Origin of the sequence: Microbacterium sp. APC 3901 (genome assembly GCF_030407765.1) — a bacterium.
Classification (GTDB): Bacteria; Actinomycetota; Actinomycetes; order Actinomycetales; family Microbacteriaceae; genus Microbacterium.
In genome coordinates this window covers 118806-131446 of record NZ_JASDCU010000002.1, presented here as the reverse complement: position 1 = coordinate 131446, position 12641 = coordinate 118806, and the positions used below count along the sequence as shown (strand labels likewise).

Here is a 12641-nt window from a genome sequence, read left to right as displayed (position 1 = left end):
GCACTGAGTGGCACTCGACCGCGCCAGCGGGCGAGTGGGAGTGACGAAGGAGCTCCCACTCAGGTGAGATGAACGGGCACGGACCAACACGGTCCGTGCCCGTTCGCCGTATTTCGGGCAGGATGAGCGTATGACCAAGGCGCGGACGAAGATCACGGTTATCGGTGCGGGCAGCGTGGGGGTGAGCGTGGCCTATGCCGCGCTGATCCGGGGGAGTGCTGCCGAGGTCGCGCTCTACGACATCGCGACCGACAAAGTGGATGCCGAGGTGCTCGACCTCGCGCACGGCACGCAGTTCACGTCGGCGGCGGTGAGCGGCGGCTCCGATCTCGCCGTCGTCGAGGGCAGCGACGTGATCGTGGTGACCGCGGGGGCGAAGCAGCAGCCAGGGCAGACCCGCATGGAGCTCTCGGGCATCAACGCACGGCTGCTCGAGACGCTGATGCCTCAGCTCGTCGAGCGCGCTCCGGACGCGGTGTTCATCATCGTCACGAACCCCGCCGATGTGATGACCGTCGTCGCGCAGCGCGTGTCGGGGCTCCCTCCCCACCGAGTGTTCGGATCGGGCACGGTGCTCGACACCTCACGTCTGCGCTGGCGTCTCGCGCATCGCGCGAACGTCAGCACCGCGAGCGTGCACGCCGACATCGTGGGCGAGCACGGCGACACGGAGTTCCCGCTCTGGTCGAACGCGACGATCGGGTCGGTGCCGATCCTCGACTGGCCCGCCGATGAGCCGTTCACCGCCGACGAGCTCGACCGCATCGCGATCGAGGTGCGCGACGCCGCCTACGCCGTCATCCGCGGCAAGGGGGCGACGAACCTCGCGATCGGCGTCAGCTGCGCCCGCATCGCCGAGGCCGTGCTGCATGACGAGCGCGCCGTGCTTCCGGTCGCGACGGTCCTCGACGGTGAGTACGGCATCCACGGAGTGGCACTGTCGGTGCCGTCGGTGGTGGGCGCGGTCGGCGCCGTCCCGCTGGCCGAGACGCCGATGAGCGACCACGAGGAAGCCCTTCTGCAGACCTCGGCCGATGCGATCCGCAGGGCGGTCGAGGAACTCGGCTGATCCCGTCGAGACGGAGTCAGAACTTTTTCGGCGGGGATGTCGATCTGAGGCATCCGCGTTCGACGTCTTCATTGAGAGGGTCGACAGGCGGCCCCACCACCGAGGAGAACACCATGAAGTACATGCTGATCATGCGCTCGAACGACGACGCGGTCGAGGCGTACAAAGAGATGCCGTTCGAGCAGGTCATCGAGGCCATGGGCAAGTACAACGAGTCGATGATCAAGGCCGGCGTGCTGGCTGCCGGTGAGGGTCTCAGTGACGCCGCCGAGGGATTCGTCGTCGACTTCAGCGCAGAGACGCCGCTGATCACCGACGGGCCCTACGGAGAGACGAAGGAGCTGTTCAACGGCTTCTGGATCCTCGAGGTGTCGAGCCGTGAAGAGGCAGCGGAGTGGGCGAGCCGGGCTCCCCTCGGCAAGGGCTCGTTCCTCGAGGTGCGGCGCGTGACGGACGAGTCGGATTTCCCGGCCGACAACGAGTGGATCGAGAAGGAAGCCGGCTGGCGCGAGGAGCAGGCGCAGCGCGCCCAGCAGTGAGATGAGCGGCTCTCGGCACCGCGAGGCGGCTCGCTCCGCACCCGACGACGGTGCGCGGCGAGCCGTCGCCGCCGTGTGGCGCATCGAGTCGGCGAAGATCGTCGCGACGCTCACGCGCGTGGTCGGTGACTTCGGCCTCGCCGAGGATCTCGCGCAGGAGGCTCTGCTGGATGCTCTGCAGCAGTGGCCCGTCGACGGCGTGCCACGCAACGGGGCGGCGTGGCTCACGGCAGTGGCGAAGCGCAAGGCGATCGACGGCTGGCGCCGTCGTGAACGGCTGGACGATCGCCTGGCCGCGCTCGCCCACGACCTCGAGCGTGAGCAGGCAGAGGCGGCGGACGCGCCCCCCTGGGACCCGGATGCCGTCGACGATGACGTGCTCCGACTGATCTTCATCTCGTGCCACCCGGTGCTCTCGCGCGAAGCTCAGGTGGCGCTGACCCTGCGCGTCGTGGGCGGACTGTCGAGCGAGGAGATCGCCCGGGCCTTCCTCGTGCCGACGGCGACCGTGCAGCAGCGCATCGTGCGGGCCAAGAAGACCCTCGCCGCGGCGAACATCCCCTTCGAGATGCCTCCTCGCGAAGAGCACACGGCACGGCTGGGGGCGATCCTGGGCGTGCTGTACCTGATCTTCAACGAGGGGCACGCAGCCAGCAGCGGGCCCGACTGGATGCGCCCTGAGCTGAGCCTCGAGGCGATCCGACTCGCACGCGTGTTGGCGGCGCTGATGCCGCGCGAGCGTGACGCGCACAGCCTCATCGCCCTCATGGAGCTGACTGCCGCACGGTTCCCTGCCCGAGTCGATGCGCACGGCGACCCCGTGCTGCTCGCCGATCAGGACCGTCGTCGCTGGGATCGCGGCCGCATCGCGCGCGGGCGCGCGGCATTGCGCGCTGCGGATGCCATCGGCACAGGTCGTGGACCCTACGGTCTGCAGGCCGCCATCGCCGAATGCCATGCGGTCGCCGCGTCGATCGACGAGACCGACTGGGATCGCATCGTCGTGCTCTACGAGGCTCTCGGCCGCATCGCACCGTCGCCCGTGGTGGACCTCAATCGTGCGGCGGCCGTCGCGATGGCGACGGGACCGGCATCCGCCCTGCAGATCATCGACCGGCTCGCATCCTCGGGCGCCCTCGCCGGATACCACCTTCTTCCGGCGACACGGGCGGAGATGCTGCTGCGGCTCGGGCGTGACGATGAGGCTCGCAGCGAGTTCGCCGTGGCGGCGTCGCTCGCGGGCAACGATCGAGAGCGGGCTCTGCTGCGGGCCAAGGCCGACGAGCGCTGAGCACGACCCATACGCAGAGAACCGCCCTCTTCGCCAGCGACGCTGGAGAGGAGGGCGGTTCAGGTACTGCGGTGTGTCAGCTGCGGGCCTTGCTGCCGCGTCCGACGATCAGACCGTAGATCAGCAGCACGATGATCGAGCCGCCGATGGCGAGGAGCCAGGTACCGAGGTCCCAGAACTCGGTCAGAGGACGGTTGAGGATCAGGCTTCCGAGCCAACCGCCGAGGAAGGCGCCGACGACGCCGAGCAGCAGCGTGATGAGCCATCCGCCGCCCTGCTTTCCGGGCAGGATCAGCTTTGCGATTGCTCCGGCGATGAGGCCGAGAAGAAGGAATCCGAGAAAGCTCATGTTCAGCTCCTTTGTTTCGTGAGCCCCGGGGTGCCAGGGCTCGTGTGATCCATGGTGCCCTCTCAGCTGATTATCAGCCAACCCCTTGCGCTGAGGCCCTCAGGTATGCAAAGAGGCCCGCCTCCCCACAGGGAGACGGGCCTCGGTGAAGCGATTCGCGTCAGTTGCTGCCGCGGATGATCGCGATCATGCGCAGGATCTCGACGTAGAGCCAGACGACCGTGACCATGATGCCGAAGGCGCCGAGCCAGCCGTACTTGCGAGGAGCGCCGTTGCGCACGCCCTGCTGGATCTGGTCGAAGTCGAGCACCAGCGAGTACGCGGCCATGATGACGACCAGGACGCCGATGATCAGGCCGAGCGGGATGCCCATGATCTCCGCGCTGTACAGACCGAAGGCCTGGCCCTGGGGCAGGACGCCGGTCCACATCAGGACGAGGTTGAGGAGCGAGAAGACGAGGTAGCCGACCATCGCGATCATGAAGATCTTGGTCGCCTTCTTCGACGCGCGGATCTTGCCGCTCGCGAAGAGCGCCAGGGTCACACCGACGACCGAGACGGTGGCGAGCGTCGCCTGGATGACGATGCCGGGCCAGATCGCCTCGAAGAACGCCGAGATGCCACCGACGAACAGACCCTCGAACGCGGCGTACGCGAAGATCAGCGCCGGGCGGACCTTCTTGCGCGAGGTGAACGTGATCACCATGGCGAGGACGAAGCCACCGAGCGCGCCGATGATCCACGGCATCATCGAGACGCCCTGATACGGGTTGCGCTCCAGGCCGCCGAGCGTCCATACCCAGCCGACGGCTGCGGTGACGAGCAGGATGGCGAAGAGTCCGGCGGTCTTCCAGACGGTGTCCTCGACGGACATGCGGTCGGTCTCGATAGCGCCGGCGGGCGGGGCTGCGTACATGCCCTCCAGCTGCGCGTTCGCAGCGGCATCCATCGTGCCGTGCTGGAACGACGCGGCCTGCGCACCCTGAGCGCCCTGCGGGGCACCCGGGTAGGTCGCGACGTTTCGCGGGTCCTGCTGCTGGAACGCCGGGTTGTTGAAGGCGAAGTTGCTCATGGTGGGCCTTACTCCAAAGTGGTTGTAGGTCGCTTTCCTCCACGATACCGGGAATACAGGGTCATCAGGGTGTCCTACGCTGAGAGCGTGCCCAGGAAATCGCCTCTCGTGATCGGGCATCGCGGTGCGCCCGGCTACCGTCCGGAACACAGTCGTTCGTCTTACGAACTCGCCCTCGCGATGGGCGTCGATGCGGTCGAGCCCGACGTCGTCGCCACGAAGGACGGCGTGCTCATCGTGCGGCACGAGAACGAGATCTCCGGGACCACCGACGTGGCGGAGCATCCGGAGTTCGCCGACCGCAAGACGACCAAGCGCGTCGACGGTCAGGCTCTCACAGGCTGGTTCACCGAGGACTTCACGTGGGACGAGCTGTCGACGTTGCGCAGCCGTGAACGGCTGCCCGAAGTACGGCTGTCGAGTGCGACCTTCAACGGCTCACAGGCCATCCTGCGGCTCACCGACGTGCTCGACATCGTACGAGCGGGCTCCGACGAGCACGGGCGCGAGATCGGCGTCGTGCTCGAGGTCAAGCACGCCACCTACTTCGCGAGCATCGGGCTCGACCTCGCCCCGCTGATCGAGCGCGATCTACGCGCCTCCGGGTGGGCGGACGGCGGGCTTCCGCTGATCATCGAGTGCTTCGAGTCGACCATCCTCGGCGAACTCCAGGTGCGGGGCATCACCGCCTCCTACATCTATCTGATCGAGGCCTCCGGGCGTCCCTACGACCTTTCGGTCGCGCAGGGCACACATGCCATGACCTACAGGGCCACGGTCACCCCGCAGGGCCTCGACGGGCTGGTGGGGCGGGTCGACGGCATCAGCGTGAACAAGCGGATGCTGCTGACGCCGGGCAACTCGATCGTCGCCGACGCGCATGCCCGGGGACTCACGGTCTTCACGTGGACGTGCCGACCCGAGAACGCGTTCCTCTCGGCGGAGTTCCGCGGCGCGGGGGGCAAGAGCGCCTTCGGCGACTACGAGGCGGAGTGGGGCGTGATCGCCCGCACGGGCGTCGACGGGGTGTTCGTCGACCACCCCGATCTCGGAGTGGGCTTCTTCCGCAGCTGACGGTCGGGTAGGCGGTGGCGCCTCAGAGGGTGCGATCGAACGCGCCTCGACGCGACACGATCTCCTTACCGAGGGGCATCAGCGAGACGGGCACCATCTTGAAGTCGGCGATGCCCATCGGGATGCCGATGATCGTGACGCAGAGGAGAAGACCCGAGACGATGTGGCCGATGGCCAGCCACCAGCCGGCGAGGATCACCCAGAGCACGTTGCCGAGGAACGAGCCGACCCCGGAGGTCGGCTTGCTGACGATCTCACGCCCGAACGGCCAGATCGCGTAGCGAGCGATGCGGAAGGAGGCGATGGCCCAGGGGATCGTCACGATCGGGATGCACAGCAGGATGCCCGCCAGCACGTAGCCGAGGAAGAGACCGAGGCCGGCGAAGATCAGCCAGATGATGTTGAGGATCGTGCGCACCGGCTGATTCTCGCATCGGCGGCTGGGTGTCCGCCGGGTCCGCGCTGCTCCCGCGCGCACCTCGCCCGCCGGGCGGACGCGTCTCGGGTCGATGGCGAACCGCCACCGGTCGTTCACCATCCGTGCACCTGCGGGCCGTCGGGCGGCCATGCGGCATCGCTGATGTGGACTGATACCCGTCTGATCCCCCAGGAGCCCCATGTCCCGCCTGCAATCCGCGGCTGCGGTCACGACGGTCTGCGCGCTCAGCGCAGCCGCTCTGCTCGCCGCGCCCCTCGCCGCCACCGGAGCCGAACTCGGCATCCGCATCAACGAAGTCGAATCCAGCGGGGGTGTTCCCGGAGACTGGATCGAGTTCGTCAACACCTCCGACGCCGTCATCGATCTGAGCGGCTTCGTCGTCAGGGACAACGGCGACGACGAGTCGTATGCGTTCCCCGCAGGATCGCTCGTCGAACCCGGCGCCCATCTCGTGCTCGATGAGGCGGGCACCGGCGCCGACGGCTTCACCTTCGGTCTCGGAAAGGACGACCAGGTTCGTCTGTTCGACCAGAGCGGGACGCTCGTCGACGAGACCTCCTGGACCGCTCACGCCGCGGTGACCTGGGGTGCTCGCGAGGTCGCAGGCGCCGTCGAGTGGGCGGAGACCGGCGAGTCCACGAAGGGTGCGGCCAACGTGTTCGCCCCGGACGCCCCTGTCGGCGGCTCGATCGTCATCAACGAGGTCGATTCGCAACCAGCGGACTGGGTCGAGTTCTACAACTCCGGAGACGCCGCACTCGACATCTCGGGTTACGAGATCCGCGACAACTCAGACGATCACCGCTGGCAGTTCCTGCCAGGGACGCAGATCGCCGCGGGCGGATTCCTCGTGGTCGACGAGGGGACGATCGGCCTGGTCGACGGCGCCGAGACCGCGTTCCGCGATCCGATCGGGATCGGCAGCGCCGATCGCATCCGGTTGTTCGACGCGGGTGGCGCGCAGATCGACGACACGCTTCCGTGGGAGGGCCACGCCGCGATCGACGGCGACTCCGCAGCGGCGACTCTCGCACGATGCCCCGACGGTGAGGGCGCTTTCGTGCTGGCCCACCCGACCATGGGCGGCGCGAACTCGTGCGTGATGCCCGATGTGGTCATCAACGAGATCGAGTCCGATGGCGACTCGACAGACTGGGTCGAGGTCGTGAACGCCGGCGGCACGGCGGTCGACCTCTCCGGCTGGACGGTCATGGACGGCGATCCGGTCGGCCATGCAGCTGAGACGACTCCGCTGCCTGCGGGAACCGTCCTCGAACCGGGTGCGTACTTCGTCTTCGATCAGCCGACGGACTTCGTCTTCGGCCTCGGCAACGGCGACACGGTGACGGTGCGCGACGCGAACCTCACCGTCGTCGATGAGCATGTCTACGACGCCCACGCGGCGGGCGTCCTCGCCCGTTGTGCAGACGGGACGGGGGACTTCGTCGACATCGCGGTCTCGACCAAGGGGCAGCCCAACGCGTGCGGCAACGCCGTGCGCATCAACGAGGTCGAGTCCGACGGCGGCTCGCCGGGCGACTGGGTCGAGCTCGTCAACCCGACGGCATCCGACCTCGATGTCTCCGGCATCGTCGTGAAGGACGATGACGACAATCACTCCTACGCGATCCCGGCCGGCACGACGATCGGTGGGGGCGGATACCTCGTCGTCGAGGGCGCCGACCTCGGTTTCGGTCTGGGCGACGGCGACACCGTGCGTCTGTTCGACGGCGGTCTTCTCGTCGATTCGACCACCTGGGGTGCAGGGCATGCCGCGACCACCTGGGGTCGCTGCCCCGACGTGACCGGAGCCTTCGCCGTCACCGCGGAGGGCACGAAGGGCGATGCCAACACCTGTGCAGGAGAGATCGCGGTCTCTCCCTGGCCCGGGTCTGCCGAGGTCCGGGTGCTCGACACCGCGCCGACCTTCCTCGAGGACAGCTCGGGGCTCGACGTGCAGGAGGCCGCCGACGGAGCGTTCCTCTGGGCCGTCGACAACGGCGACGGACGCATCTGGAAGCTCGAGGCCCACGCCGACGGCTCCTTCTCGCAGATCCCCGGCTGGGAATCAGGCAAGCGCGTGCGGTTCCAGAAGGATGCCTCGGACCCTGGTGCCGCAGGCCCCGACACCGAGGGCATCACCGTCGACGGCGACGGGGCGGTCTACGTCGCCTCGGAGCGAGACAACAGCGCAAAGGGTGTGAACCAGAACATCCTTCTCAAGGTCGATCCCGAGGCCTCCGCCGGTGATCTCGTCGCCGAGCAGGAGTGGGATCTGACCGCGCTGCTGCCGGACGTGGGAGCGAACCTCGGCATGGAGGCGGTGCAGTGGGTGCCCGACAGCGCACTCGAGGGCGCGCTCTTCGACATCAACAGCGGCGCGGCGTACGACCCGGCCGACTATGCCGGTCACGGTGGCGGTCTCTTCTTCGTGGCGGTCGAGGACAACGGTCACGTGTACGCGTTCGCGCTCGGGGCCGACGGTCAGGCGACTCTGGTCTCGGAGATCGCACCGGGTCTCGCCGGGGTCATGGCACTCGACTACGACAGCGTCCTCGGTGTGCTGTGGGCGGTCTGCGATGACGGCTGCCAGGGGCAGTCCGCGCAGATCACCCTGAACGGCACGGCTCAGCCGGGGCTCGCGCACTTCGCCCGCCCCGCCGGAATGCCGGACATCAACAACGAGGGATTCGCGACGGCTCCGGCCTCGCTGTCTGTCGACGGTGAGCGTGCGGTCTGGTGGTTCGCTGACGGCTTCGCATCGGAGGCGCTGCGCGTCGGCACCCTCCCCGGCGTTATCGGAGAGAACCCGGGTGAGAACCCGGGTGAGGTCCCGGGTGAGAACCCCGGTGCGAACCCAGGCGAGAACTCCGGTGCGAACCCGGGCGACGGGAACGACGTCACCGATCCGAACGGGCTCGCCTCGACCGGTTCCGAGGTTCCCGTCGCGATGATCGCCCTGGCGCTGGTGCTCGTCATCGCCGGCGCTCTGGTCGCCCGCCGACGTCGTCACTCGGCCTGATACGACGCATCGACACGAAGACGGGCTGGTGCACGATGACTCGTGCACCAGCCCGTCTTCTCTTGCGGGGTCGTCGAACGCGGTCGGCGCTTCACCGTCCCTGCGGACTCGCCATCCCGTCGGCAGTGTCGGTGGCGCGGCCTAGACTCGTAGAGCCATGACCGAAGCCCCCCTCATCGTCCCCGGATCCGTCGGCCCCCGCTCCACCGGAGCGCCGGGACAGGACGACCTCCTCGCCGGCCTCAACCCGCAGCAGCTCGAGGCGGTGACCTATCGCGGCCCCGCGCTGCTGATCGTCGCCGGCGCCGGTTCGGGCAAGACGAGCGTGCTCACCCGCCGCATCGCCTCGCTGCTGAGGGCGCGAGAGGCGTGGCCCAGTCGGATCCTCGCGATCACCTTCACCAACAAGGCGGCCGGTGAGATGCGCGAGCGCGTCGAGGCGATAGTCGGCGAGGCCGCTCGGGGCATGTGGATCTCGACCTTCCACTCCGCCTGCGTGCGCATCCTTCGCCGCGAGGCCCAGCAGTTCGGGTTCACCAAGTCGTTCACGATCTACGACTCGGGTGACTCGCGCGCGCTGATCAAGCGGCTGGTCAAGCAGCACGAGGCCGACGCCTACGGGCTCACCCCTGGTGCCGTGCAGTCGCGCATCTCGAAGCTCAAGAACGAGCTCTCGGATGCCGACGCCTACGCGCGCCAGGCGAACATGAGCGACCCGGCCGAGCGGATCTTCGTCGAGCTGTTCGCCGACTACCAGCGTCAGCTGCAGAAGGCGAACGCGTTCGACTTCGACGACCTGATCGGGCAGACGGTGCACCTGTTCCGCGCGTTCCCGCAGGTCGCCGACACCTACCGCCGTCGTTTCCGCCATGTCCTCGTCGACGAGTATCAGGACACGAACCACGCCCAGTACGCGCTCATCCACGAACTCACGCGACCGGTAAGCGGCGAGAGCCCAGATCCGTATGCCTCGAACGGCATGATGATCTTCGAGCCGGAGACCACTCCCGAGCTCGCGGGCGCTTCGCTCACCGTGGTGGGTGACTCCGACCAGTCCATCTACGCCTTCCGCGGGGCCGACATCCGCAACATCAGCGAGTTCGAGCGCGACTTCCCCGGAGCGCGCGTCGTGCTGCTCGAACAGAACTACCGGTCGACCCAGAACATCCTCTCCGCGGCGAACGCGGTGATCGGCAACAACTTCGACCGCAAAGACAAGAAGCTCTGGAGCGACAAGGGCGACGGCGACATGATCGTCGGCTTCACCGGGTACTCCCAGCACGACGAGGCGCAGTTCGTGGCGGACGAGGTCGAGGCGCTGCACCGTGCCGGGATGCCGTACTCCGAGATGGCGGTCTTCTATCGCACGAACTCGCAGTCCCGTGCTCTGGAAGAGATCTTCATCCGCTCGGCCGTGCCCTACAAGATCATGGGCGGCACGAAGTTCTACGAGCGTGCCGAGATCAAAGACGCCCTCGCCTATCTGGTCGCCGTCGCGAACCCGGCCGACGAGATGGCGGTGCGACGCATCCTCAACAAGCCCCGCCGCGGGATCGGCGATGTCACCGAGACGGCGATCGCCCGCTTCGCCGAAGAGCATGACATCACGTTCCGCCAGGCGCTCTCTGTGCCGGATCAGTTGGGCTTCGGCCCGAAGATCCAGGCCGGCATCGCCCAGCTCGATGCCGTGCTGGCCGAAGCGACCGAGATCATGCTCCCCGCCTCCGGCGAGGTCCCCGCCCCCACCACCGTCGCCGACGGTCTCAGCGTGCTGCTGTCGAAGAGCGGCTACCTCGACGCGCTGCGTGCGAGCCGCGACCCTCAGGACGAGGCGCGCGTCGAGAACCTCGACGAGTTCGTCGCCGTCGCACGAGACTTCGCACGCAACAATCCCGACGGGACGATCGTCGACTTCCTCACGGAGGTCGCCCTCGTCTCCGATGCCGACGACCTCGACGACGAGTCGGGTTCGGTGTCGCTGATGACGATGCACACCGCGAAAGGCCTCGAGTACGACGCGGTGTTCGTGACCGGCGTCGAAGAGGATCTCATCCCGCACCGCATCTCGGCCGGAGAGCCGGGCGGCCCGCAGGAGGAACGTCGGCTCTTCTACGTCGGCATCACCCGCGCACGCAAGCGTCTGCACCTGTCGCTGGCGATGACGAGAGCCCAGTTCGGAGAAGTCTCGGTAGCGATGCCCAGCCGTTTCCTGCAGGAGATCCCCGCCGGGCTCATCGACTGGCGCCAGTCGCCAGGCGACGTCAACTCCCGAGGCGGCATGCAGTCCCGCGCGCTCAATGCACGCAGGGGCGGCGGGTTCGGCGGCTCCGGTTCGAGCGACCGGTTCGGCGTGAAGCAACTGCCAGGACGCGACTCGCTCAAGCCTCTGTCGACAGCGATGGACAAGTTCCCCAACCGGGTGACGGCGAAGATGCGCGACAACGGCGACCTCGAGCTCGCCGCCGGCGATCGTATCCGTCACTCCGACTTCGGTGAGGGACGAGTCGACGCGGTGACGGGCGAGGGGGCCAAGCGCATCGCGCACGTGCGCTTCGATTCCGCCGGCCAGAAGAAGCTGTTGATCAAGGTCGCGCCGATCGAGAAGATCTAGCCCGTCGGCGGGTTAGGCTGGCTGATATGGCCCTGTTCTCCCGCCGCAAGAAGTCCGCTGACGACGCCGTCGCCGACCAGACCGAGACCGAGACCGTGGAATCCGCCGTCGACGCCCCGGACGTCGCTGAGCCATCCCCCGAGGCCACCGAAGTCACACCCACGATCGGGATCTCCGTGCAGGCATTCCGCGGCGTGGGCGCGCAGGCCGGACCCGAGGTGGAGTTGCCCGACCCGGACGCGGCTCCCGCCGCATCCGCGCCGGCCGCCGCCCCTGCATCCGCAGCCCCCGCACCTGCTCCCGTGGCCGAGCCCGAACGCAAGCTGCCGCTGGCGCCTGCGCTGCCGCCCGAGCAGACCGAGACCGTCGCGGGCATGAAGGACAACGTCCTGCTGCGCGAATCACTCAAAGAGGTCGAGCAGGGCGCGACCAACGAGCAGCTTCTCGGAGTTCTCCGTCAGGCGCTGCAGGGCCACATCTACATCCGTGTGAACGGCGATGCTCGTGCGCAGATCAGCGAAGGCAAGCCCCTCGCGGTCGCGGTGGTGCGCGATGGCGAGCGGCAGTTCATGCTGGCGTTCAGCTCAGCCGCCGCGGTGCGGGACTCCGTGCAGCTCGAGAAGGACCCGACCGCGACCTCGGCCGTCGCCCAACCCGTCACCTCGGTTCTGCAGCAGGTGGTCTCGGGTGATTTCGCCGGCCTCATCGTCGACAACGCCTCCGCCCCGCACCGCGTGGTGTTCCCGACCGAGCTGTTGCAGAAGACCCTCGAGCAGGCGGATGTCGACATGACCGTCAAGTCGCTGATCGCCGCCCCGCGGGAGCAGGACACCGCCTCGAAGGTCGGTGAGGCGCTCGCGACGAAGCGCATGTGGGTCGCCGTCAATGAGGGCAACCCCGGGGGACAGGTCGGCATCGCCGAGGCGCAGACTCCTGACGGCAAGCGATTCCTCCAGCTGTTCTCGCACCCGCTCGAGGTGCTCGCGCTCGGACGAGGCGATCGGCCGCTGCCCTTCGAGCCGCTGCAGCTGGCGAAGATCCTGTCCAGCCACATCGACATGGCCGGCGTCATCATCGACCCGGCCGGGCCCAGCGTCGTGGTCGAGCGCGACGCGCTCACGTCCGTGCTGATCCTGGCGGTCGACATCGACGACTGACGGGCTTCCGCGCGTCGC

General features: G+C 68.0%; 10 protein-coding genes. 7 read left to right on the top strand and 3 right to left on the bottom strand.

Annotation, left to right across the window (positions count from 1 at the left end; genetic code table 11):
* Positions 1-130: 130 nt before the first annotated feature.
* The 3 genes from QMA07_RS02165 to QMA07_RS02155 all read left to right on the top strand — a co-directional run bounded on the left by QMA07_RS02165 (position 131) and on the right by QMA07_RS02155 (position 2899).
* Positions 131-1069, top strand: a complete 939-nt coding sequence (locus QMA07_RS02165) for an L-lactate dehydrogenase (protein ID WP_290159659.1) — start codon at positions 131-133, stop codon at positions 1067-1069.
* A gap of 113 nt (positions 1070-1182) precedes the next feature.
* Complete coding sequence (locus QMA07_RS02160) at positions 1183-1608, top strand: YciI family protein (protein ID WP_290159657.1); 426 nt, start codon at positions 1183-1185, stop codon at positions 1606-1608.
* 1 nt (position 1609) lies between these two features.
* A complete protein-coding gene (locus tag QMA07_RS02155; RefSeq protein WP_290159655.1) occupies positions 1610-2899 on the top strand; it encodes an RNA polymerase sigma factor in 1290 nt (429 codons plus the stop codon).
* Positions 2900-2975: 76 nt separating this feature from the next.
* Here QMA07_RS02155 and QMA07_RS02150 read toward each other — a convergent pair whose 3' ends face one another.
* Together QMA07_RS02150 and QMA07_RS02145 are read right to left on the bottom strand one after the other, a co-directional pair.
* A complete protein-coding gene (locus QMA07_RS02150) occupies positions 2976-3248 on the bottom strand; it encodes a GlsB/YeaQ/YmgE family stress response membrane protein (RefSeq protein WP_140036394.1) in 273 nt (90 codons plus the stop codon).
* 160 nt (positions 3249-3408) lie between these two features.
* Complete coding sequence (locus QMA07_RS02145) at positions 3409-4320, bottom strand: Bax inhibitor-1/YccA family protein (protein ID WP_290159652.1); 912 nt, start codon at positions 4318-4320, stop codon at positions 3409-3411.
* Between the two features lie 87 nt (positions 4321-4407).
* On the opposite strand from QMA07_RS02145, the gene QMA07_RS02140 reads away from it, so the two are divergent.
* On the top strand, positions 4408-5394 hold the full coding sequence (locus QMA07_RS02140; protein ID WP_290159651.1) for a glycerophosphodiester phosphodiesterase family protein: 987 nt from the start codon (positions 4408-4410) through the stop codon (positions 5392-5394).
* A 22-nt stretch (positions 5395-5416) separates the two neighbouring features.
* Here QMA07_RS02140 and QMA07_RS02135 read toward each other — a convergent pair whose 3' ends face one another.
* Complete coding sequence (locus QMA07_RS02135) at positions 5417-5812, bottom strand: YccF domain-containing protein (RefSeq protein WP_290159650.1); 396 nt, start codon at positions 5810-5812, stop codon at positions 5417-5419.
* A 199-nt stretch (positions 5813-6011) separates the two neighbouring features.
* Here QMA07_RS02135 and QMA07_RS02130 point away from each other — a divergent pair, with 199 nt between their 5' ends.
* The 3 genes from QMA07_RS02130 to QMA07_RS02120 all read left to right on the top strand — a co-directional run bounded on the left by QMA07_RS02130 (position 6012) and on the right by QMA07_RS02120 (position 12623).
* Positions 6012-8855: a lamin tail domain-containing protein gene (locus QMA07_RS02130; protein ID WP_290159648.1), complete on the top strand. Its 2844-nt coding sequence runs from the start codon at positions 6012-6014 to the stop codon at positions 8853-8855.
* A 157-nt stretch (positions 8856-9012) separates the two neighbouring features.
* Positions 9013-11466, top strand: a complete 2454-nt coding sequence (locus QMA07_RS02125) for a UvrD-helicase domain-containing protein (RefSeq protein ID WP_290159646.1) — start codon at positions 9013-9015, stop codon at positions 11464-11466.
* A gap of 26 nt (positions 11467-11492) precedes the next feature.
* Positions 11493-12623: an SseB family protein gene (locus tag QMA07_RS02120; protein ID WP_290159644.1), complete on the top strand. Its 1131-nt coding sequence runs from the start codon at positions 11493-11495 to the stop codon at positions 12621-12623.
* The last annotated feature ends 18 nt before the right edge of the window (positions 12624-12641 follow it).